This is a genomic window from Pseudoalteromonas sp. G4 (genome assembly GCF_028875915.1).
Lineage (GTDB): Bacteria > Pseudomonadota > Gammaproteobacteria > Enterobacterales > Alteromonadaceae > Pseudoalteromonas.
This window is the reverse complement of record NZ_JAPEHW010000035.1, coordinates 17,950-40,732: the sequence shown is the minus strand read 5'-3', so window position 1 is coordinate 40,732 and position 22,783 is coordinate 17,950. Positions and strand designations below refer to the sequence as shown.

Annotated in this window: 28 protein-coding genes; 23 read left to right on the top strand and 5 right to left on the bottom strand. The window is 40.1% G+C overall.

Features of this window, described 5'->3' with window-relative positions:
- The first annotated feature begins 167 nt into the window (after nucleotides 1-167).
- From rpsF to alr, 14 genes are all read left to right on the top strand, one after another.
- Nucleotides 168-509 carry a 30S ribosomal protein S6 gene (gene rpsF, locus ON073_RS11625; RefSeq protein ID WP_010561955.1) on the top strand — a complete coding sequence of 114 codons (342 nt, stop codon included), beginning with the start codon at nucleotides 168-170 and terminating at the stop codon, nucleotides 507-509.
- Nucleotides 510-526: 17 nt separating this feature from the next.
- A complete protein-coding gene (gene priB, locus ON073_RS11620) occupies nucleotides 527-874 on the top strand; it encodes a primosomal replication protein N (protein WP_038637364.1) in 348 nt (115 codons plus the stop codon).
- Entirely contained in the window at nucleotides 849-1,076 is a 228-nt protein-coding gene (gene rpsR / locus ON073_RS11615; RefSeq protein ID WP_010561953.1) for a 30S ribosomal protein S18, read from the top strand. The genes priB and rpsR overlap by 26 nt, the downstream gene beginning before the upstream one ends.
- A gap of 36 nt (nucleotides 1,077-1,112) precedes the next feature.
- Nucleotides 1,113-1,565: a 50S ribosomal protein L9 gene (gene rplI, locus ON073_RS11610; RefSeq protein WP_010561952.1), complete on the top strand. Its 453-nt coding sequence runs from the start codon at nucleotides 1,113-1,115 to the stop codon at nucleotides 1,563-1,565.
- 180 nt (nucleotides 1,566-1,745) lie between these two features.
- Entirely contained in the window at nucleotides 1,746-2,168 is a 423-nt protein-coding gene (locus ON073_RS11605) for a type IV pilin protein (protein ID WP_446728529.1), read from the top strand.
- 2 nt (nucleotides 2,169-2,170) lie between these two features.
- Nucleotides 2,171-2,599, top strand: a complete 429-nt coding sequence (locus tag ON073_RS11600) for a GspH/FimT family pseudopilin (protein WP_274762045.1) — start codon at nucleotides 2,171-2,173, stop codon at nucleotides 2,597-2,599.
- A complete protein-coding gene (locus tag ON073_RS11595) occupies nucleotides 2,599-3,006 on the top strand; it encodes a type IV pilus modification PilV family protein (protein ID WP_274762044.1) in 408 nt (135 codons plus the stop codon). The genes ON073_RS11600 and ON073_RS11595 overlap by 1 nt, the downstream gene beginning before the upstream one ends.
- Before the next feature lie 2 nt (nucleotides 3,007-3,008).
- Nucleotides 3,009-3,527, top strand: coding sequence for a PilW family protein (locus tag ON073_RS11590; protein ID WP_274762043.1), 519 nt, complete (start codon nucleotides 3,009-3,011; stop codon nucleotides 3,525-3,527).
- The gene (locus ON073_RS11585; RefSeq protein WP_274762042.1) at nucleotides 3,527-5,263 is read left to right on the top strand and encodes a pilus assembly PilX N-terminal domain-containing protein; all 1,737 of its coding nucleotides are present in this window, start codon (nucleotides 3,527-3,529) and stop codon (nucleotides 5,261-5,263) included. Before ON073_RS11590 ends, ON073_RS11585 begins: the two co-directional genes overlap by 1 nt.
- A gap of 147 nt (nucleotides 5,264-5,410) precedes the next feature.
- Nucleotides 5,411-5,980: an RNA polymerase sigma factor gene (locus ON073_RS11580; RefSeq protein ID WP_274762041.1), complete on the top strand. Its 570-nt coding sequence runs from the start codon at nucleotides 5,411-5,413 to the stop codon at nucleotides 5,978-5,980.
- Entirely contained in the window at nucleotides 5,967-6,455 is a 489-nt protein-coding gene (locus ON073_RS11575; RefSeq protein WP_274762040.1) for a hypothetical protein, read from the top strand. Before ON073_RS11580 ends, ON073_RS11575 begins: the two co-directional genes overlap by 14 nt.
- A gap of 11 nt (nucleotides 6,456-6,466) precedes the next feature.
- A complete protein-coding gene (locus tag ON073_RS11570) occupies nucleotides 6,467-7,408 on the top strand; it encodes a DUF4097 family beta strand repeat-containing protein (RefSeq protein ID WP_274762039.1) in 942 nt (313 codons plus the stop codon).
- A 94-nt stretch (nucleotides 7,409-7,502) separates the two neighbouring features.
- Complete coding sequence (gene dnaB / locus ON073_RS11565) at nucleotides 7,503-8,882, top strand: replicative DNA helicase (RefSeq protein WP_038637337.1); 1,380 nt, start codon at nucleotides 7,503-7,505, stop codon at nucleotides 8,880-8,882.
- A complete protein-coding gene (alr, locus tag ON073_RS11560) occupies nucleotides 8,882-9,967 on the top strand; it encodes an alanine racemase (RefSeq protein WP_274762038.1) in 1,086 nt (361 codons plus the stop codon). The genes dnaB and alr overlap by 1 nt, the downstream gene beginning before the upstream one ends.
- A 26-nt stretch (nucleotides 9,968-9,993) precedes the next feature.
- On the opposite strand, the gene ON073_RS11555 is transcribed toward alr, so the two are convergent.
- The 3 genes from ON073_RS11555 to ON073_RS11545 all read right to left on the bottom strand — a co-directional run bounded on the left by ON073_RS11555 (nucleotide 9,994) and on the right by ON073_RS11545 (nucleotide 11,407).
- On the bottom strand, nucleotides 9,994-10,422 hold the full coding sequence (locus tag ON073_RS11555) for a secondary thiamine-phosphate synthase enzyme YjbQ (protein ID WP_274762048.1): 429 nt from the start codon (nucleotides 10,420-10,422) through the stop codon (nucleotides 9,994-9,996).
- Between the two features lie 2 nt (nucleotides 10,423-10,424).
- Entirely contained in the window at nucleotides 10,425-10,892 is a 468-nt protein-coding gene (locus ON073_RS11550; RefSeq protein ID WP_274762037.1) for a chemotaxis protein CheX, read from the bottom strand.
- 83 nt (nucleotides 10,893-10,975) lie between these two features.
- The gene (locus ON073_RS11545) at nucleotides 10,976-11,407 is read right to left on the bottom strand and encodes a transcriptional repressor (RefSeq protein WP_274762036.1); all 432 of its coding nucleotides are present in this window, start codon (nucleotides 11,405-11,407) and stop codon (nucleotides 10,976-10,978) included.
- Between the two features lie 150 nt (nucleotides 11,408-11,557).
- Between ON073_RS11545 and dusA the strand changes: the two genes are divergently transcribed.
- The 7 genes from dusA to ON073_RS11510 all read left to right on the top strand — a co-directional run bounded on the left by dusA (nucleotide 11,558) and on the right by ON073_RS11510 (nucleotide 16,638).
- Entirely contained in the window at nucleotides 11,558-12,520 is a 963-nt protein-coding gene (dusA, locus tag ON073_RS11540; RefSeq protein WP_274762035.1) for a tRNA dihydrouridine(20/20a) synthase DusA, read from the top strand.
- Nucleotides 12,521-12,721: 201 nt separating this feature from the next.
- Entirely contained in the window at nucleotides 12,722-12,883 is a 162-nt protein-coding gene (locus ON073_RS11535) for a hypothetical protein (RefSeq protein WP_274762034.1), read from the top strand.
- Between the two features lie 531 nt (nucleotides 12,884-13,414).
- Nucleotides 13,415-14,083, top strand: a complete 669-nt coding sequence (gene pspA, locus ON073_RS11530; RefSeq protein ID WP_274762033.1) for a phage shock protein PspA — start codon at nucleotides 13,415-13,417, stop codon at nucleotides 14,081-14,083.
- 9 nt (nucleotides 14,084-14,092) lie between these two features.
- Nucleotides 14,093-14,299: a PspC domain-containing protein gene (locus ON073_RS11525; RefSeq protein WP_274762032.1), complete on the top strand. Its 207-nt coding sequence runs from the start codon at nucleotides 14,093-14,095 to the stop codon at nucleotides 14,297-14,299.
- A gap of 119 nt (nucleotides 14,300-14,418) precedes the next feature.
- Nucleotides 14,419-14,877, top strand: a complete 459-nt coding sequence (locus ON073_RS11520; RefSeq protein ID WP_274762031.1) for a copper chaperone PCu(A)C — start codon at nucleotides 14,419-14,421, stop codon at nucleotides 14,875-14,877.
- An 8-nt stretch (nucleotides 14,878-14,885) separates the two neighbouring features.
- The gene (locus ON073_RS11515) at nucleotides 14,886-15,869 is read left to right on the top strand and encodes a DUF2333 family protein (RefSeq protein ID WP_274762030.1); all 984 of its coding nucleotides are present in this window, start codon (nucleotides 14,886-14,888) and stop codon (nucleotides 15,867-15,869) included.
- A gap of 4 nt (nucleotides 15,870-15,873) precedes the next feature.
- Nucleotides 15,874-16,638, top strand: coding sequence for a TIGR04219 family outer membrane beta-barrel protein (locus ON073_RS11510; RefSeq protein WP_274762029.1), 765 nt, complete (start codon nucleotides 15,874-15,876; stop codon nucleotides 16,636-16,638).
- 27 nt (nucleotides 16,639-16,665) lie between these two features.
- Here the strand turns inward: ON073_RS11510 and ON073_RS11505 are convergent, their stop codons facing one another.
- Both ON073_RS11505 and ON073_RS11500 read right to left on the bottom strand, forming a co-directional pair.
- Entirely contained in the window at nucleotides 16,666-17,547 is an 882-nt protein-coding gene (locus ON073_RS11505; protein WP_274762028.1) for a TIGR03899 family protein, read from the bottom strand.
- Between the two features lies 1 nt (nucleotide 17,548).
- Nucleotides 17,549-18,070, bottom strand: coding sequence for a hypothetical protein (locus tag ON073_RS11500; RefSeq protein WP_274762027.1), 522 nt, complete (start codon nucleotides 18,068-18,070; stop codon nucleotides 17,549-17,551).
- A 207-nt stretch (nucleotides 18,071-18,277) separates the two neighbouring features.
- Between ON073_RS11500 and ON073_RS11495 the strand changes: the two genes are divergently transcribed.
- Nucleotides 18,278-20,464 carry a bifunctional diguanylate cyclase/phosphodiesterase gene (locus ON073_RS11495; RefSeq protein ID WP_274762026.1) on the top strand — a complete coding sequence of 729 codons (2,187 nt, stop codon included), beginning with the start codon at nucleotides 18,278-18,280 and terminating at the stop codon, nucleotides 20,462-20,464.
- Between the two features lie 62 nt (nucleotides 20,465-20,526).
- Nucleotides 20,527-22,743, top strand: a complete 2,217-nt coding sequence (locus ON073_RS11490) for a YgiQ family radical SAM protein (RefSeq protein ID WP_274762025.1) — start codon at nucleotides 20,527-20,529, stop codon at nucleotides 22,741-22,743.
- Nucleotides 22,744-22,783: the final 40 nt, after the last annotated feature.

Below are 22,783 nucleotides of genomic sequence, written 5' to 3'. Positions count from 1 at the left end.
CCTGAACCCTGAACCCTGAATCCTGAAATTCTCTTCAAAATTCTATTTGCACTCTGCAATCAATCTGCGTAAAATGTGCGCTCTTTCGACCAAACAAACTTTGTTTTCCTTGCCTTAAACCGACTGGTCGAAACGGTAAAAGGCTAAATTAACCGTAAGGAATACCCATGCGTCATTACGAAATCGTATTCATGGTTCACCCAGATCAAAGTGAGCAAGTTCCTGGTATGATCGAGCGTTATACTGGTTCTATCACTGAAGCTGGTGGTCAAATTCACCGTTTAGAAGACTGGGGTCGTCGTCAACTGGCTTACCCTATCGAAAAGCTTCATAAAGCACACTATGTTCTAATGAACGTTGAAGCACCAACTGAAGTAATCAACGAGCTTGAAACTTCTTTCCGCTACAACGATGCAGTACTACGTAACCTAGTTATGCGTACTAAAAATGCTGTAACTGAAGCTTCTCCTCTTGCTAAAGAAGAGAAGAAAGAAGCTGCAGAAGCTTAATCGTTTTTGAGACTTGTATGACTGATAACCAGTTCGTTTTGTCTGGCACGGTTTGTAAAAAACCTAAATTCAGTCAAAGCCCAGCCGGAATACCACATTGTATTTTTGTGTTAGAACACAAATCTACACAAATGGAAGCAGGACTTAATCGTAGTAGTTATGTTCGCATTCAAGTGGTTGCCAGTGGCGAAGGCTTAAAACAACAAACTCAAGATATTGATATGGGCACGCAACTTACTGTACGCGGTTTTATTAACCGTCACGAAGGCCGAAATGGCGTGAGTCAGTTAGTGTTACATGCTCATCATATTGAAAGAATTACTATTGGAGATTTATCTCATGGCACGTTACTTCAGACGTCGTAAGTTCTGCCGCTTCAAAGCGGAAGGCGTACAACAAATCGATTATAAAGATCTAGCTACTCTTAAAAACTACATCACAGAAAGTGGCAAAATCGTACCTAGCCGTATCACAGGTACTAGCGCTAAATATCAGCGTCAACTAGCTGCAGCTATCAAGCGCGCACGCTACTTAGCCCTTCTTCCATACACTGACTTACATAAGTAAGCAGCGGTTTAACTAGTTTTTAAAAGGTGTAGAGACATGCAAGTTATTCTACTAGATAAAATCGGTAACCTTGGTGCGCTTGGCGACCAAGTTTCTGTAAAAGCAGGTTACGCACGTAACTTCCTTTTCCCTAAAGGCAAAGCAGTTCCAGCAACTAAAGCTAACATTGAATCTTTCGAAGCACGTCGTGCTGAGTTAGAAGCTAAAGTAGCTGAAGAACTAGCAGCATCACAAGCGCGTGCAGAGAAACTAGAAGCGTTAGCTGAAGTTACTCTTGTATCTAAAGCTGGTGACGAAGGTAAGCTATTCGGCTCTATCGGTACTCGCGATATCGCTGACGCTATCACTGCTGTAGGCCTAGAAGTTGCTAAATCAGAAGTTCGTCTACCTAACGGTACTATCCGTGAAACAGGTGAATTTGATGTAGCTATCCAGCTTCATTCAGAAGTAACAACTACTATTAAAGTAATTGTTATTGCTGAAGCTTAATCAAGTTTCTTGATTAGTAAAAACCGAGCTAAGGCTCGGTTTTTTTATGTCTGAAATACGTCCTTTTTACTCACTTCACTACCTCATTTTGCATGGGGTGTTTACTCAGATTTACAAAAACAAATTAACATATAACCGAAAAGTATTGATTTGTATAAACATTGCGCGATAATGACAGCGTTGTCAAAGTTTGTTTCTATTAGGGACTGGAAATTGCGAGTTATTAATATAATAAAAAGAAAAGGGTTTACTCTGATTGAAGTAATGATCACCGTGACCATTATCGGAATTTTATTAGCTGTAGCACTGCCGGCTTATGGTGATTATGTTAAGGATGGTCGTCGTGCCGAAGCGCAGCAATACCTTATGCAGCAAGCTGGTATATTGGAACGAAACTATACGCGCTTGGGTCGATACCCTAATGAACAAAATATTACATTTAAAGCATCAGATTATTATGCCTATAGTTATAAACCTGAAAATGATACCGAATTCTTATTAACCGCCGCACCAAAAGGTGCGCAAGTTGGTGATAAGTGCGGTTCACTCTCAATTAATCAGCAAGGTGTTACATCAGCTGCTTTAACATCATGTTGGCAATAATTATGAGACATCAGCAAGGTTTTACACTTATTGAGGTAATTACAGTGGCTGGAATTGTGGGTATTTTATCAGCTGTTGCTACACCTATTTTTATTCAATATATCAAACAAGATCGCTTAGTGAGCACGGTAAATGAGCTTATGAGTACCTTTAAAATGGCGCGAAGCGAAGCAATTAAGCGTGAAAAAATAGTCACTTTAACAGCTCAAGGCTCTAAGTGGTTAGCCAGTATTGATAATCAAACATTTGTTGTTTTTAATAATGATCAAACTGGAGTCGTGGTATCAGGTGTTACCACGCAAACCATCACTCCGTTGGGCGAGTTTCCTGTTACAAGTATTGATATTAGTGATCGCGATGGTGATACGACAGATCGCTGTTTCCGCGTATATGCTAGTGGACAAAGTAAGATTGAAAAAGGAAATTGTTAATGAGCAAAATACAAAAAAACACAAACCAAGCCGGATTTTCGCTTGTTGAGGTAATGGTAGCACTGGTTGTTTCTAGTTTTGCTTTATTAGGAATGGCTGCTGGACAATTGCAATCACTAAAATATGCCTCTAACTCATTTGACTATACCTTGTCACTTCTTCAAGCAAATAATGCTGTTGAGCAAACCTGGGCGAATTTATGTGATTTACAAAAGGGAAATGTAGCATTTGCTGATGTAACTCCTGAAGCTCAATTTAACAAATATACAATCGATTTTGAGAATAACTTCAACAGCGATTTTTTTCGCGTTGGCGTGACTTGGTCTGACAAGCGAATCAATGATAATAATTTAGCAAATCGCGTCGAAATTGAAGCTAGTTTTCCTGATATTTCTGGGAGCTGCTAGCAATGATCAAATATGTAAAAAATGGATTTACGCTTGTTGAGTTGATGGTAGCTTTAGCGGTAAGTAGCTTTTTGATGGCTGGTATTTCCTATGTATATATTGCTATTAGTGAATCAGTAAACACTTCGAAAGAGCTTGAAAATGCGCAAGAAGTGTTAAGGTATAGTTCGGAAGTATTCACCCGTAGTTTAAAGCAAACCAAAACGATACCCACAATACCTAATGCAAATACCATTGTAGTTGAGCAAGCAACTACAGGTGCGACCGCATGCAATAGTACTAAGCCAGCTGTGCCTTTTAGTGAGACATTTACTTTGGTTGACAGTCAATTACGCTGCCAGGTAAATGCTGCCGACGAGCAAGTCTTATTAACGGGCCTACAAGATATTAGTTATCGCATAAATGGTAATTTGGTAGAGATAACATTGATACCGGAGAACTTAAATGTGGATATGCTCGCAAATGGATTTCGAATAGATATTGCTCTAAGTGGCAAGATACTAGAAGAGGCATTGAATTAATGAATAAGCAAAAAGGTTTTACCTTACTTTCTGTAATGATTTTAACCACAATGACGAGCATTATCGTATTGAGTTCATTGCGTGATAACTTTATTCAAGAACGTTTAACTGGTAACTACCAAAAGAAAATGAATGCCCGCTTAGTGTCTGAGAAAGGTATTTTTGACACCCATAAGCGAGTTTTAGAAGAATTGGCTAGTAACCCTGTTACTACCCTTGAGCAATTGATTAATGACACTTTAGGGGAAAATAATTATATCACAGGGCACGCACAAACAGACGATATGTCCTATGCAACGAGACTTGGTGTAAATAGTGATGGGTTATTGGAATTAAGTAGTGACGGTAAACGCTATGAGGGAGCTAACAATACAGTTGCGTTATTTAGACTAAGGAAGGGCGGGGCGGCATCTACATTTGGCTCAGCGATTATCGGCTGTGAAGGTGTTGGGTTAGGCGCCAGTGGTCGAATTGATAGTTATAACTCAGATGAAGGTGACTATAATGCCAGTACAGCGTCCGCGAACTCAGGCGTAACAACAATTCATCATGATTCTGATATCAACTTAACAGGGGCAGCCGATATTTGGGGTAGCATTGCTGCAACCGGTAGTATTAATTTAGGTGGTAGTGCAAAAATTTATGGTGATGCTCACGCTAACCACAATGTTGTGATTGATGCAGGCCCTGGTTCACCTGATCTACCTGAGGGTTTTGATAGCGATATCACAATTGGAGGTGATGTGCTTGCCATTGGCAATGTAGAGCTTATTCAAAATCAGGTTGGTGGTGTTATCCGTACTATGGGCGACTTGTACTTGGGTAGTGGGTCTTCAACAAAAGTTCGTAACCAAGATAATAATGGCTTAGATGTGATGTACCGAGGTGAGTTAACTTATCGAGGTAGAGAATTGCCATTACAGTACTATCAAAATGATGTGCCCTACACTGATGCGTCATTCAACCTATCGCCAAATGTGCCACGCGTGCCTGAGGTTGACCCAAACAATTTACCCGAAGATCATGATTACCAAGATCCTGCGACAAACTGTGATCCTATTGGAATCAGCAAGGTTATCAATGAATTTAAAGATGCGACTTCAAGTGACTTATTACTGACACGTGGGCAAACAATTTATGAAGTCACTCCACGAGGCGGTCAGCTTGTATCAGGTTGGGAGTCGTGGATGGGAGAAGAGCCCGCTGCTTTATCTACTTATAGCGAAACGTTACCAAGTGGCGAATTAGTCGATATGATAAAAGTGAAAGATTTTACTGTGAATGGTGGTGGCTTTAAAGTATCAGGCGGTGATGTTTATATGCTAGTCGATGGTGATTTTACCATTGGCACCAGCGGAACCACTGTTTTTGAAATTGAAGCAGGCTCAAGTTTAACGATTTATGTGACTGGTAAAACAACTATAAAAAAACCTGTTATATCTGGACAGGGCATATCAGATGGTGGAGTGCCAGTTTTTTCAATTTACTCATCTTACACAGGCAGCGATGGTGTTGTTATAGATGCAACAGGTAGCTTATATGCTGCAATTTATGCTCCAACAACAGATGCAAATATTGAAGCAAGTGGAGGGTTAATGGGATCAATTCGAGCTAAAACAGTGAGTCTGTCAGGTGATACTGGTATTCACTATGATACGCGTTTAGGTGAGGTTGGTAATGTTACCACGTGCTGTGGCACAACATCATTAGAGTTTGTTGGTTGGCGCTATTTGTAAATTAATAATGTAAATATCTGTTTTGAAACGCCCTTTACTAGGGCGTTTTATTTTTTCTCAAAAAAATTTATTTTCATTTAAACCTTTCCAAACCCTTCTTACGTCTAATAAAGTAATCAACAAGATAACAACACAAAGGAAGTTGACGTGTTAATTGATGCAGAGCAGCGTTTTGTTAAAGAACAAGAAGCAAACTTTGATCTGCAGTTAATCGAAAAAGTAAATATGGGTGATAGGCAGGCATTTCATGACTTGTACAACCGTCACTACAAACGCGTTTTTGCTCTTACTTTACGTTTAACAGCAAATGAAAGCCTTGCAGAAGAAGCACTACAAGAAGTGTTTGTTCAGTTATGGCAAAAGCTATCGAGTTTTGATGGTAAGGCAAAGTTTACTACTTGGCTGCACAGTGTTGCTGCCAATATCACAATCAGCTATTTGCGAAAGCAAACTAATTGGTTGCAAAAAGTGGTGAGTTTTGAGCAGGCAGGTATGCCTGAGCAAGAAGTTGAAATGTGTAACGACCTTAACGGGTTAGATAAATACATAGTGCGCTTACCTGAAAAAGCACGTCTGGTTTTTGTGTTGTTTGCGGTTGAAGGGTATCGCCATGAAGAAATTGCTGAGCAATTAAATATGGCGGTGGGGTCATCAAAAGCTCAATACCATAGAGCACGCAGTTTATTAAAAGAGTGGATGAGTAATGAAACAGACTAATTTAGATCAAGTGTTAGATGACGCAGTTGCTCAATTGCCAACTGAAATCAGCCCTAAGAAAGACTTATGGCAAGGTGTTGAAAATGCCATTGCTAAGCAGCCAACACAGATTGAAAAAAAGTCACATGTTTGGCAGCAGGTAACCGCACTTGCAGCGTGTATGTGTTTGGGGTTACTAAGTTATCAAGTGTTCTTTAACCAGCAAAGTAATCAGTATGAAGCCGGTTTGCAGGCGATGACCCAGACCTTTAAGCAAGAAAAACAGGCGTTATTAGTTAAATACAGTGATCAGAAAGCCCTTGCAGACAACTGGCAAGCGCAATTGGCAGAATTAGAAAATGCTGAAAAAGCGATTAAGTTAGCATTAGAAAATGAACCAGAAAACGCCACATTACTTAGAATGTTATCGCAAGTTTACCAGCAGCAACTTGATTTAATTAATAAAGTTCACAAGCCTAGCTGGCAACAAATTTAAGAGGAATCGTTATGAAATTATTAGCCATTGCATGTACAAGCTTACTTTCATTTTCATTACTGGCGGGCGAACTTGTTGATAAAACAATTGATGTGCCTGAAAACAACAAAATTTTTATCGAAAATGATCAAGGCAAAATTACCTTGAAAGGCTGGGATAAACAGCAAATGCAAGTGTCTGGCACCATAGATGAACGTGCTGAGGGATATATCTTCCGCAATAAAAGTGGTGGTCGCACAGAGTTTGTTGTTGAAATGCCACACCGTTATGAGAATAGAAATAGCAAAGGGTCAAACCTGACTATTTATGTACCAAAAAATAATTTGGTTAACATTGAAAGTGTAAATGCCGACATGGATATCGAAGCGCTAAGTTCAGGTATTGTGCTTGATACAGTAAACGGGGATATTGATATTCAAGACGTTGAGGGCCGCATCAGTTTAGACACGGTAAATGGCGATATTAAATCAGCTAATTTAAATGGCCGCATTCATATCGAAACTGTCAATGGTGATGTTAATGACACAAACTCACAAGGTGAAATACGCTTTGAAGCTGTTAACGGTGATTTAAAAAGCGTAACCAAAAGCCAGGATGTGCGCATCGAAACGGTAAATGGTGATGTTGAAATTAATGCTGAGACCATCAAAAATCTCGATATTACAACCGTGGGTGGTGAAGTAGAAGTGAAGATGGAGCAACTCGCAAGCGGCGCCAACATTCAAGCAGAAAGCGTAAATGGCGACATTGTATTAAAGCTACCACAAGGTCTTTCTGCAGAAATTGAAGTGAATGCGCATGCGGGCGGTAAAATTCGCAATAGCCTATCAAACGATAAAGTGAAAAAAGCTAAGTATGGTCCTTCTAGCTCGCTGGAGTTCCAGCTAAAAGACGGCGATGTAGATATTGAAATTGATACTGTCAATGGTCGCATTGAGCTGAAATACAACTAAACATAGCTTATCGACAATAAAGCCCAGCTCAATGCTGGGTTTTTTTATTGGTTCTGGTTAGAATAGTCAGATTCTCTTCGAGTTAAAACGCATCATGGCAAAAGCAGATAAACAGTTAGATACCCTAAAAGTCCCTCCGCATTCTATTGAAGCAGAACAGTCTGTTTTAGGCGGTTTAATGCTTGATAATGAAGCATGGGACCGTGTGGCAGAACGTGTTGTTGCACAAGATTTTTATACCCGCACGCACAAGCTAATTTTCCAAGCAATGGAAAAACTGGTTGAGAGCGGTCAGCCTATCGATTTAATCACCATTTCTGAAACATTAGAAAAAACCAACGAACTTGATGCAATTGGTGGGTTTGCGTATTTAGGTGAAATTGCCAAAAACACTCCAAGTGCTGCCAACATCAATGCATATGCAGAAATTGTACGTGAGCGTGCAGTTGTACGTGAAATGATCCATGTTGCTAACGAAATCGCAGATGCAGGTTATAACCCAGAAGGGCGTGATAGTCATGATTTACTTGATTTGGCGGAGACCAAAGTATTTAAAATTGCTGAGCAACGCACCAAAAGCTCAGATGGTCCGCAAAATATTCATAACATTCTAGAAAAAACCATTGATAAGATTGAAGAGTTATACCAATCACCACAAGATGGTGTGACAGGTGTTAGTACCGGCTATTCCGACCTCGACAAAATGACAGCGGGTATGCAACCTTCAGACTTAATTATTGTTGCAGCTCGTCCGTCAATGGGTAAAACCACTTTTGCCATGAACCTTGCTGAACATGCGGCAATGACCCAAGACAAGCCAGTGCTTATATTCTCGTTAGAGATGCCTTCAGAGCAAATTATGATGAGGATGCTCGCATCACTCGGCCGTATAAACCAAACTAAAGTACGTACCGGTCAGCTTGACGATGATGACTGGGCGCGTCTTTCATCGACTATGGGCTTGCTCATAGAAAAAGGTAAAATGTATGTGGATGATTCATCAGGCCTAACACCAACTGAATTGCGTTCTCGTGCACGTCGCATTGCGCGTGATAATGGTGGTATCAGTATGATTATGGTGGATTACCTTCAACTTATGCGCGTTCCTAGTTTGCAGGACAATCGTACTTTGGAAATTGCAGAAATTTCTCGCTCACTTAAAGCGCTAGCAAAAGAACTAGAATGCCCTGTAATCGCGCTTTCTCAGCTTAACCGTACGCTTGAACAACGTGCTGATAAACGCCCAATTAACTCTGACTTACGTGAATCAGGCTCTATCGAGCAGGATGCCGATTTAATTATGTTTATTTATCGTGACGAAGTGTATAACGAAGACTCTACCGATAAAGGTGTGGCAGAAATCATCATAGGTAAACAACGTAATGGCCCAATTGGTAAAGTGCGCTTAACTTTCCAAGGTCAATTCTCGCGCTTTGATAATTACGCTGGACCTGCAATGGATGATGAATATTAATGCGGTTAGCGTGTGCCGAAATTAATCTCAGTGCGCTAAATCAAAATTTGGCGCGTGTAAGGCAATTAGCACCAAATTCTCGTGTAATGGCGGTTTTAAAAGCTAATGCGTATGGGCATGGTTTAGTAACGATTGCGCAGCATCTCGCAGATGCAGATGCAGATGCATTTGCAGTAGCACGTATTGATGAGGCGTTAGCATTACGTGCGGGCGGTGTAATAAAGCCTATAGTGTTACTCGAAGGCGTATTTCGCTCTGAAGATTTGGCCATTGCTGCGACCAGTAACTTCCATATCGTTGTTCATGATGAAGCACAGCTTTCTATGCTTGAAAAAACAGCGCTTACAAGTCCAATCACCGTGTGGTTAAAACTCGATACGGGAATGCATCGATTAGGCATCGACCCAAGTTTATGTCGTGACTTCTATACTCGTCTTGATGCTTGCAAAAATGTAGCGACAAATATTAAGTTAATGACGCACTTTGCTTGTGCCGATGATATTGAAAATTGTAAAACAAACGAGCAAATGGCGCAATTTTTCCAAAGTATCACTACCTCAGATAATGAGCTTTGCTTAGCTAACTCTGCAGGCATAGTGGGTTGGCCAAATAGCCACTGTGATTGGGTAAGACCAGGGCTTATGCTTTATGGTGTATCTCCAATGCTAGACGCAATCGGTAAAGATCATCAACTTAATGCCGTGATGCGTTTAACATCGAGCATTATTGCAATCCGCAATGTCAAAGCGGGTGAAACTGTGGGTTATGGTAGCGCATGGCGAGCAGCCAGTGATACCCGCATTGGTGTGATAGCAATGGGTTATGGTGATGGTTATCCAAGACATGCACCCAATGGCACGCCAGTAATCATTAATGGAAAGCGCTTTTCAATTGTTGGGCGTGTTTCTATGGATATGATCACGGTTGAGTTAGGTGACGACGATTCTGTTTTACTTGGCGATGAAGTAGAGCTTTGGGGGCCAAATTTGCCCGTTGAAGAAATTGCACAATTTGCGACTACGATTCCTTACGAACTTCTCTGTAATATTACTCCACGCGTAGAATATAAGTATATTCAAGAATAAACGCGCTCGACAAATAGAGGAGAGAGTTATAACAGCTCTCCTTGAAGCGTCGCCACTAAAGTGCGAGCACCACCATAATCTCTGTGTTCGCCAAGGTAAACTCCCTGCCAGGTTCCAACATTTAATCTACCATCGGTAATTGGAATGCTAATACTCGATCCTAGTGTACTTGCCTTGATATGCGCAGGCATATCATCATCACCTTCGTAATCATGCTGATAATAGCTTTGCCTTTCAGGTACAAACTTATTGAAGTGACTTTCCATATCGATTCGCACAGTGGGATCGGCGTTCTCATTAATTGTTAAACTAGCTGAAGTATGTTGAATGAATAAATGAAGAATACCAATGCGGTATTGGCTTATTTCGGGAAGTTGTTTAATTAACTCATTGTCAATCAAATGAAAACCTCGCGAGCGAGGTTTTAACTGAATACGTTTTTGTTGCCACATGATAATTATAGCTTATCGAAACATACCTCAATATGGGCAGCACCAAAATCAGAGGTAAACGGCATGATGAGCTTAGGGCCTTCACATTTGTGAGTAATAGTGTGTTCTTTGCCTGAAACCACAACAGGTGTCGCCATATCAAACTCATACCCTTTATCACCCAGTAGGTTTTTTGCGCCACCGGCAACCATATTTGTAATTTCACCGACCATATCGGTTACTTCTTCATTTATTTTTTCTGGGCGCTCACCAAGCATGCGCTCCATAACAGTCATTGCGAGCTCACCGTCAAAAGTAATTGAAAGAGACCCTTTGGTTTGCGGGCCAACCATGCCAATTAGGCCTGATACATCACCAACAGCTACTTCGGTTTTCTTAATTTTGGGTTTGCCTGGCGTTAAGTCAGTTTGCGCCATCGTAGATAACACATTGAGTAATGAAGAAATAAAAGGGTTGATGAATTCTACATTCATATTTTAGTCCGGTTCCGTATTCAGGCGTTTATCATCTTTAATTCAAGAATGAACTTGCGGTTTTTGCAAACTAATTCTCATATTTATTGGCACTTAGTACAAATTCCACGCGCTTCGATTGTTTGTGAAACGACTTTAAATCCTAATTCGTTTGCTTGATTATTTAACTCATGAGCGATTGCATGCGAGTGAAGCTCTTCCACATGACCGCACTTTTCGCAAATTAGCAGTTGCACAGGGTGAGTGTGTTCAAAATGATGGCACAGCATAAATGCATTGGTGCTTTCAATTTTGTGAATAAACCCCATCTCTGCTAAAAAATCGAGCGCTCTGTAGATTGTGGCTGGCTTTGCATTTGGCTCAGTTTGTTTTAACTGCTCCAACAAGTCATATGCGCCAACTCCAGCTTGAGTTTCAGCTAATAAGCGAAAAACTTTTTCGCGAATTGTGGTAAAGCGAACCCCTTTATCGTTACAAACGACTTTCGCTTTTTCTGTTAATGCTTCAACGGTCATAAAATTGTTCCTCGATATCAAAGTCATCTTACCACAATCAAATTAACTATTTGTAGTTAAGTCTTTATTTGCAAGTTTGTTTATGAATATAAATTGAGCAAAGACAAAAAATCGAGTAGAATCGCGACCCCATATTTACTGAGGTGTAGCGTGAATAGACGTTTTTCTGTAGCCCCAATGCTCGATTGGACTGATCGGCATTGTCGTACTTTTCATCGACAATTAACTAAACATTCAGTGTTATACACTGAAATGATAACGACTGGTGCCATTATTTTTGGTAAAGGTGATTATTTACACTTTGGCCAACATGAACAACCGGTAGCGTTACAGTTAGGTGGCTCAGATCCGAAAGCGTTAGCTGAATGTGCAAAACGTGCAGACCAATATGGTTATCAAGAAATTAACTTGAATGTAGGTTGCCCATCAGATCGCGTTCAAAATGGCCGCTTTGGTGCTTGCCTAATGGCTGAGCCTCAGTTAGTGGCTGAATGTATTGCAGCAATGAAAGCTGAAACAGACGTTCCTGTAACAGTAAAAACACGTATTGGTATTGATGAACAAGACTCTTACGAGTTTCTTACCGCTTTGATTGAATCAAACTATAACGTGGGGTGTCGTGATTTTATTATTCATGCGCGTAAAGCGTGGCTACAAGGATTAAGCCCGAAAGAAAATAGAGAAATCCCGCCGCTTGACTATGATCGCGTTTATCAACTTAAACGTGATTTTTCGGACTGCCATATTTCACTCAATGGCGGGGTGAAAACCATCGAAGAATGTTTAACACACTTACAGCATATTGATGGGGTGATGGTGGGTCGTGAGGCATATGCAAACCCTTATATGTTGGCAGAAGTAGATCGTGCGATTTATGGTGATGAGCAAAGTGTCATACTTTCTCGCCATCAGGTAGTGCGTAATATGTTTGATTATATCGAATCAGAAATGACACAGGGTGCTAACTTTTGGCATGTTGTAAGGCATATGCTAGGTATTTTCCAAGGTCAGCCAGGCGCTCGTTCATATCGTAGGCATTTATCTGAAAATGGTCACAAAAAAGATGCGCAAATTTCGCTATTAGAAGAAGCGCTGGCATTTGTTCCTGAATAACACTATCCCGAAATAGGGAAAAGCAAATTCCGCTTTCGGGAAAAGAGAAGGCTAAATAGTGGTGGATTTAACCATTATTTAGCCTTTTTTTATATTTGAACAAAAGGTTTTAAAGCTATTTCTATATAAATCAAGCTGTTAACTATTTGGCACGCTCTTTGTTATGTATTAGGCAAGATATGAATTTTCGAAGCAGACGTTATGTTAGCCAAAATAGTTACTACAGCGTTGTTACTTATTAATTTACTGCTGCAAAGCCTTATCGCGACGCAAGCGGAAAAACAAACGCATATTGAACAAATATGTGAGCAAGTACCAAGTGTAGCGAGTATTTTGCATTTAACGTGTGAACAAGGAGCTTAAAATGTTGGACCTATTTGATTTATTTAGCTTATTTTTATTACCTGTTATTAGCTTACTTATCACTGTAGGTGTATGGCATGGCTTAATGGGACAGCGCAGCTTGTTGCTATCAAAATAGTAACGAATGCGCTTTGATTTCTTCCTGCCTTTTGGCTTAGTGCCATACAAAAACTAAGTTTAACTAGTATACCTCTATTAAAAACTCCCATTCTTTGTTGTGACCTATTTTAACTATTTGTTTAAAACTCGTACTGGGATTTAAACTCGCTTCACACCTTTATTAAACTTGCCATTATTTCGTTCGCTGTCTCCTTTAATTAATTCAAAAAATGGTAAAGCTATCGCTTTTAACTCTTGGATTAAAATTTTAGTTAAAAACGCTAACTAGTTGGTTAAATTGACCAGTGTGAAATAAGTTGAAGAAATTTCCTTTAGTTAAGCATTTGATATTTAATGTTTAATTGTTTTTGGCACAATGATTGGAATAGAAAGTTGTCAGAGAAAAATATCAGTCATTAACAGGAGAGAGTTATGGGCATTTTTACTCGTTTAACAGATATTATCCAAGCAAACGTATCAGCGGCGTTAGATCGTGCTGAAGACCCTGAAAAATTAGTGCGTCTTATGGTGCAAGAAATGGAAGAAGCGCTTGTAGAGCTTCGTTCAACTTCAGCAAGCCTTATTGCGGAGAAGAAAACTTTGCAACGTAAATTAGCTAAACAACAAGCATCAGCAGATTACTGGCATGCACAAGCTGAAAAAGCGCTGCAAAAAGAGCGTGAAGATTTAGCAAAAGCGGCATTAATTGAAAAGCAAAAAGCGCATAAAGAGATTGATGCTATTGCGCCAGAAATTGCGCGCATTGACGAAGTGCTTGGCAAAGTCTCTGCAGATAGTCATTCACTGCATGAAAAGTTATCGCAGGCAAAAGCAAAATTAAAAGAGTATCAAATTCGCTCTCAATCAGCTGAAGTACGCGTGAAAGCTAAATCACAGCTACACAGTGAGCAGATTGACAGAGCACTAGAGCGCTTTGCTGAAATTGAACATAAAGTGGACCGTATTGAAGCACAAATAGAGTCGTACGAGGTGACACAAAGTTCAAGCCTAAAGCAGCAATTTGATGATCTAGAAAAGAATGATGCGTTAGATGCTGAATTGGCAAGTTTAAAAGAGCAAGTTGCTAAAAAAGCGGCTTAGGAGGCGATGATGAGTTATCAAGTTAATAGTGGTAGTTTTTATAAAGACCGATTAAACAAAAAGGTATCAGGGGTGTGCGCTGGTTTAGCGCTTGGTAATAATTTGCCAATATGGAGCGTGAGACTTGGAGCGCTGGCTGCATTATTCGTTTTTCCGGTTGCAACACTGCTTGCTTACTTTGTTGCCGCGATGGTGCTTCCAGCAAGATATTATTAATGTTTTTATTGTGGGGGCAAAGTCAATTAGCCCCTAACAATTTACAATAATTAATAATTTTCAGGTACTTTTTGCATCTTCCTCTGTAGTATACTGAGTTAAAACATAGAGGGATTAACATGTTAAAACGCTACCTATTTTTAGTTATTTCATTTTTTTCTTTTTCATTAGCAGCCAATCAGGTTGTGGTCTCTGATTTTACTGTGCGTGAATTTATTCCTGGGGCACCTTCAAGCGTAGGGTATTTTCAACTCGCTAATCATTCGGATAAAAACTTAGTGCTAAGTTCTGTGTCAATTGAACAGCTTGGCCGCGTTGAAATTCATAATCATATTCAAAAAAATGGCATGATGAGTATGGTGAAGCTAGATAAATTGGCAATTGATGCGCACTCGACCAAGGTGTTTCAGTCAGGTGGTTTGCATTTAATGCTTTTTTCACCTGAAGCTAAATTAATCAAAGGTGAAACGCTAAACGCACAATTTAATTTTGTTTCTGGCCTTACTATTAATGCTAAAGCAACTATTGTTGGCATTAATGAAAGTATTGAGAATGAACATCAGCATCACCACCATTAGGAGGGGATATGCAACACAAAGGTAAAATAGCAGCTGCGGTTGCGTTTGTTTTTTTATTTTTTTATTTAATTTCGGTTTATTGGAGCATTGAACCAGACGTATTTAATGTTCAACAACGTGCAGAGCAAGTTGCACAAGAGCAACAGCAACAAGTCGTAACAGGCTTTGTTACAACAACGGCTGTGATTGAAGTTGCCAGCACATTACTCGATAAGCCTGGTGGTTACTTAACGAATGATGTTATGCCTCCGTCTGTGCTTATGGATAATATGCCTTCATGGGAATTTGGTGTACTTGAAATGACCCGTGATATTACTCTGGCAATGCGCAAAGACTTTAGCCGTTCACAGTCTCAATCAACTGAACATCCAGAACTTAAAATGGCCCAGCCTCAGTTTAATATCAATTCAACCGCATGGGCATTACCAAGCGCAGAAGATGAATATCAAAAGGGTATCGACGCACTCATTCGCTACCGCAAAGATATCGCGAATCCTGTAGATTCGAGCGCACAATTTTATGCTCGCGCTGATAACTTACGTGCTTACTTAAAAGAAGTGGAAAAACGCTTAGGTAGCTTAAGTATGCGTTTAAGCAGTAGTGTAGGCCAAGATAAAATAAATACTGATCTTGCTGGGGATTCAGCTGCACAAAGAGCGAGCTATGCACCAGCGCAACAACTGGTAAAAACCCCTTGGCTTGAAATTGATAATGTATTTTATGAAGCGCGTGGCGCAAGTTGGGCGTTACTGCATTTCTTTGCGGCCATTGAAAAGGACTTTGCTGATGTGCTAGAAAAGAAAAATGCACGAGTGAGTGTGCAACAAATTATGCGTGAACTTGAAGCGACACAAGAAAGCGTTTGGAGCCCAATGGTATTAAACGGCAGTGGCTTTGGTTTTGTTGCAAATCACTCATTAGTAATGGCGAACTATTTATCGCGCGCTAATGCGGCAATAATCGAATTATCAGAATTACTCTCTCAGGGATAACTTAATGAAAAAAATAATGTTAGGTGCAGCGCTAATAGCTGCAACGATGGCACCACAAGTAAAAGCCGACACGCTACTGGGTTTATATGTAGGTGGCGATTATTGGGCTGCGCAATCATCAGGTGGTTTAGGTACATCAAGTGACCTGCAAAACTTCAATTTTGAAGATAAAGAATACGGTAGCTATTACGCTGCACTTGAGCATCCAATCCCGTTAGTGCCAAATGTAAAGCTAAAGTACACTCAGCTAGAGTTAAATGCTGACGCGAATTTAAATACCTCATTTGGCTTTGGTGACAGAGTATTTAAAGTGAACTCAACAGTCACTGGTGACAGTGACTTAAGCCATGTCGATTACGTGCTTTATTATGAAATTTTTGACAATGATTTAGTCTCGATTGACTTAGGTTTATCTGCAAAGCAGTTTGACGGTTACGTAGCTGTGAAAGGTGATGACCAAAGCCTTGGTATGAGCGAAGAATCTGTCGATTTTAACGGTTTTATTCCGATGGCTTATGGTGCAGTGCAATTTGGCTTACCATTTACGGGCTTAAGTGCATTTGCTGAAGGTCAACTATTAGCTATTGGTGATAGTAAAATTCAGGATTACCAAATCGGTGTAGCTTGGGAGTTCATCGATAATATGGCGGTGGATGTAGCGATTAAAGCGGGTTATCGTTCAATGTTGTTAGAGCTTGATGATGTTGATGATATCTACACAGATATTGAAGTTGATGGTTTATTTGCTGGTTTGCAAGTTCACTTTTAATTCAATATCGTGACAATTTTGCCAACATTATTTGTTGGCAAAATTGACTTCAAAGCTCTTCTCTAACGCCTTTCTTAAACATTCCAAATACTGATTACTTAGTTTATTGTTTGTTAAGCGTGCTAACGAAAAACCTGTTTGCGTAAATTTGTAGTAAGTTAAAATACACCCTTTACGTTTGGCGGTAAGTGTTAAGGTGCCATTGGCAAAACTTAAGATTTGGCTTTCCCCACTTTCAAACGCTTTTGATTCAATTTCTTGCTGATAAATTAATTCAATATCGATTAACGTTAGAATGTCTGGGTAATTAAGGCCAGCACTGCTGAGATTAACGTAGCTCTTTTTATTTGGGCTTAAAAAATTAAGCAAGCTTGGTGTAAGGTAGCTACCAGTAATTATTTGGTGAAATCCATCATTTGCTGATTTACCTGCACAACTTGTTGCGATTTGTAAAACATCTGCTTCTTTTGGGGTGATGTGTTTTAGGGTAATTAAGCTTTTATATGAAAAGGAGCCTGGATTAATCACTTCACCAGCTAGTACTTTTGCCCACAATTTTTGAATATTACTGTTACTGGTATCTTCGGCTAATTCTAAAAAACGCTCAATCCAATCAGGATCAGGTTCACCTTGAGAAGTTACTGGAGGGCAATAATGCTGTGCTAAGCCCAAGATTGATTCAATATTGCTTTGCTTTCTTACCAAAGCGAGTTTACGGCGTTTTTGAGCACGCTGCAGTGTACTTTCAGTGCTATTGTAATGTGGGGTAGGGTTTACTGTTTTTGATACGGTATCCTGCGCTAAGCGTTTGGTATTTGCTTCAGTGTCTGATTGAGTGTGTTCAACACCCACTTTATTTTTAATAATTTGCGCTAAATGCTGTTGTGCAGTTACGGGTTTAATCGCCATGTTATTTGTCCAGCCTTTGACTTTTACACAGGGAATTTAAATTTCGTAATCCCAAATCAATCGCATCCTGCGTCTTATATTTATAATATTGCGTCAAAATGCTGCCAATTATGGGGGCATTAATACCCCCTTCAATTGACCAAGTAACCTGTAATTGCTCAGCAAACGGTAAGGCCTCAATATGTCCTATATTGGTGTGTTGCTCAATTACGCTGGTATAAGACATCCGTTGATGGCTCATGGCAGTTACTGTCATTTCGCCAATATTATCGCCGCTTTGCCACTTAAGATAGGCACCAATTTTATTACTGTTGGCGAGTTCTAATTCTTGCCATGTCTTTTCATAGGTTGCAAAGGGGGTCCAAAAGTGCCAATTAGCTAAGTCCAACACCCAGTTCTCAAACTGCGCTTGTGTGCAATGACTGGTTACAGTTTTTGCAATGGTATAACGGTTTGGCAAAAGTGCGCTGGTAATGCCTATAAGCAACACTAAACTAAACAATGTGCGAATTAAGTACCGCATTTCACTCCGTTATTTTATAAAATACTAATCTAACCATAGTATTTTTAAAGATTTTAATTAATAGTCTATACTAGGAAAGTGGCTGATGCTAACGTTGCTTTAGTACCGAGATTTACGGTCTACCGTATGGCGAGTATTTAACCAATAAGAAAAAATAATTGTGACCAGAGAAAAAGTTCAAAGGTCTTGTGACGACGTAGAGGTTTCATGACACAACCTGCCGAAGAACAGTTTTTATTCTTGAATGAAGATGATGACGATACCCCTGAACAGTACTCTGGATTTTGGGATGTTTTGATTGTAGATGATGAGCCTGAGGTACACTCTGTTACTCAGCTTGCATTGTCAGGGCTTTCTTTTTGGAACAAACAGCTAAGGTTTCATCATGCTTACAGTGGTGAAGAAGCTGTTAATAAGCTAGCTGAGATCCCCAATATTTCTGTGGTGTTACTGGATGTGGTAATGGAAACGGATGATGCGGGGTTGGTGGCTGTTAAGCGCATTCGTGAAGAGCTTAATAATTCACAATTAAGAATTATTTTACGTACCGGGCAGCCGGGTTATGCCCCTGAAGAAAACATTATTCGCGAATACGATATCAATGATTATAAAACTAAAACTGAGCTCACACGGGCAAAATTAGTTACCTCACTTGTTACTGCTCTACGTTCTTACCAGCAATTATGTGAATTATCTGAACATAACACTGGTCTTGAAAAAGTACTTGATGCTGCAAAATCGATCAATGGTTTGGAGGATCTAAGTGCCTTTGCTTCACAAGTTATAGAGCAAATAGCAAAGCTACTTGATGGCACTGGCGATGGTGTGATTGTTACAGCTGAAAGTGGGCGTTCCGCTGTACTTGGTGGCAGTGAAGAGTATAAAAGCACGGTTTGGCAAGGTATTGAACAAATTGACAATAGCCGTGCACTTGGCGTTTTACAGCAAACGTTACTAAATAAAACACATCAAATTTCAGATCATGACAGTTGCTTTTTTGTTGAGGACGATAAATCACAATTTGCCATTTATCTTGAAACTAAAGAAATGGTTCACGACCAACAAATTAAGCTAATTGAAATATTTTTACAAAACGTTTCAGTAGCGTTTAAAAATGTGCGTATGCTAAGTGAGTTACGCGATGCAGCATACAGAGATAAACTCACCAAGCTACCAAACCGTAATGACTTTATAAATCAAGTAGAGCGCTTTTACTCAGAGAGTGCAAACCAGTTTACACTTTACTTTATTGATATTGCTGATTTTTCATCGATAAATAACGGTCTAGGTCAAGATGTTGGTGACTTGTTATTAAAAGCTGTTGCTACGCGTATTCAAGAAGATATTGTAGGTATTAAGTATTTTGCACGCATTGGTGCGGATGTATTTGCAGCTTTAGTTGAATCAGAAAAAGTCACACCAGACTCGCTAAACCATGTTTTATCTTTACCTTTCCTTGCAGGTGAGCACTTATTGCCAGTCAATTTCCATTTAGGTGTTTGTGAACAGCAATATTTTTATAAAGACGGAAAAGATACACTTAAGTCATGCTATATCGCGCTAAATTTGGGTAAAAAGCATCTAAGGTTTAATTACGAATATTATCTTCCTGAAATGGAAGAAAAAATGGCATGGCAACTTGGCGTTTTAAAAGAACTTCGTCATGATTTTAGTGAGCATAAGCTAGAAGTCTGGTATCAACCTCAAATCTGTTTAAATACACGAAAAGTGATTGGCTGCGAAGCGTTGCTAAGATGGCCAAATGAACAGGGGAGTTTCATTTCTCCAGTGATTTTTGTGCCTTTAGCAGAACAATCTGGGTTGATTTTACCGATAGGTCAGTGGGTGTTAGAGCAAGCCTGTAAAACTCAAAAAGAGTTACAAAATTTGGGGTTTGATATGCGAGTGGCTGTAAATGTTTCTGTACCGCAATTTAGAGATCCGCAATTTGTGACCAAGGTCAAAGAAACACTCGCAGAATACAATATAACACCGCATAAAATCGAATTAGAAGTAACCGAAAGCATTGTGATGGATGAGCCTGAAATTGTTGTAGAAGCACTCACAGAGCTAAAAGAGCACGGGTTAGAGATTGCAATTGATGATTTTGGTACAGGGTTTTCGTCATTGTCGTATCTGAAAAAACTGCCGCTCAATCGTATTAAAATAGACCGCGCCTTTGTTAAAGATATTCCTGAAGATAGTGGTGCTATTGCTGAACTAATTGTATCACTAGGTAAAAAGCTTGGTTTAAACACAATAGCAGAAGGAATAGAAAGCGAAGAACAAGCCAGTTGTTTGCAGCTTATGGGCTGTGAAGAAGCGCAGGGCTTTATGTTTGCAAAGCCAATGCCGTATGAAGAACTCAAACAATTTTTGCTGGCTAAAAAATAAACACTAGAGGCGGGCGGTAAACTCAGCTATAATTTGCGGCCATTTTATTCTAGGGGCATTTTATGACTGCTTTATCAGCAGAGCGTAGTCTTTTTTCATATCCAAAATATTGGGCTGAGTGTTTTGGCCCAGCACCTTTTTTACCAACCAGCAGAGAAGAAATGGATGCCCTTGGTTGGGATTCTTGTGACATTATTATTGTAACGGGCGATGCCTATGTTGATCACCCAAGTTTTGGCATGGCTGTAATTGGCCGAGTACTTGAAGCGCAAGGCTTTCGCGTTGGTATTATTGCTCAGCCAGATTGGTCATCGAAAGATGCCTTTATGTCGCTTGGTAAACCAAATTTATTTTACGGTGTAACTGCGGGTAATATGGACTCGATGATCAACCGCTATACCGCAGAAAAGCGTTTACGCCATGACGATGCTTATACGGCTGGTAATGTTGGTGGTAAACGCCCTGATCGTGCTGTGATTGTATATAGCCAGCGTTGTAAAGAGGCCTACAAAGATGTGCCAGTGGTTATTGGCGGTATTGAAGCAAGCTTACGCCGTATTGCTCATTTTGATTATTGGTCTGAAAAAGTACGTCGCAGTGTTATTTTTGACGCCAAAGCCGATATTCTAATTTATGGTAATGCTGAAAGGCCGCTAGTTGAAGTTGCACACGGTATTGCTGCGGGTAAAACCATGGACGAAATGCATGATATCCGTGGTACAGCGGTTATTCGTAAAGAGCCATTAACTGGTTGGCGTGGATCAGATTCAACAGCCATTGATAAAATAGGCAAGATAGATCCAATTCCAAATCCTTATGGTGCAGATGACGTAGGCTGTAGCAAATCAGAATTTAAGCAAGCGGGTATTGATCTTGACGCTGAAGCTAAGCCTATTACCATTCAGCCACCGCGCTTAAAACCGTGGGAAAAAGTCTATGTAAAGCTGCCAGCTTATGAGCAGGTAAGTGTAAATAAACCTCTGTATGCACATGCGTCACGTATTTTACACCAAGAAACTAATCCAGGCTGTGCCCGTGCACTTTTCCAACGCCATGGTGACCGTTCGGTTTGGGTAAACCCTCCAGCATTTCCACTTGAAACTCAAGAGATGGATGATGTATTTGGTTTACCGTATCAACGAGTTCCTCACCCAAGCTATGGTGATGAAAAAATTCCTGCCTACGATATGATTAAAACCTCGGTCAATATTATGCGTGGGTGTTTTGGTGGCTGTTCGTTCTGTTCAATTACAGAGCATGAAGGGCGAATTATTCAAAGTCGTTCTGAACAATCGATTATTGACGAAATTGAACAAATTCGTGACAAAGTACCGGGCTTTACTGGTGTCATTTCTGATCTTGGTGGCCCAACAGCCAATATGTATAAACTGCGCTGTAAGAGCAAAAAGGCTGAGAGCACTTGCCGTCGTTTATCCTGTGTTTACCCTGATATTTGTAAGCATATGGATACAGACCAAACGCCAACGGTAAACTTGTATCGTAAGGCGCGTGAAGTGAAAGGCATTAAAAAAGTGCTTATTGCATCAGGTGTACGTTATGACTTGGCCATTGAAGATCCTAACTATGTCAAAGAGTTAGTGACACACCATGTTGGCGGCTACTTAAAAATTGCCCCAGAACATACAGAAAATGGCCCATTATCTAAAATGATGAAACCGGGCATGGGCACGTATGATCGCTTTAAAGAACTTTTTGAAAAGTATTCAAAAGAAGCGGGTAAAAAACAGTATTTAATACCGTATTTTATCTCGGCTCACCCAGGTACAACTGATTTGGATATGGTCAATATGGCATTATGGCTGAAACGCCATGATTTCAAATTAGATCAAGTTCAGAACTTTTATCCGTCGCCGATGGCAAATGCCACTACCATTTACCATACCGAAATGAACTCGCTTAAGAACATAAAGAACAACAAGGAAGTTGTTAGTGTACCTAAAGGGGCGCGTCAACGTCGCTTGCATAAAGCGATTTTGCGCTATCACGACCCTGCCGGTTGGCCAATGATCCGTGAGGCATTAAAGAAAATGGGCAAGGCGAAACTTATTGGTAACGGTCCTAACTGTTTAGTACCTGCAGAATCAAGAGATGAGCAACGAAAGTCTGGTCAGAGTAAAGGTGGTAGGCCTGCACTTTCTCGCCATACGGGATTTGGCCAGTTTAATAAAGCGAATACAAAACCTAAGGTGGGTGGCAATAAGTCGCGTGGTGGTAAATCAGGTAACTTTAGTAAAAGCAGAAAAAAAGCCAGCTCATAAGAGTTGGCTTTTGAATGTTACTTTACTCAATCGGAATTCC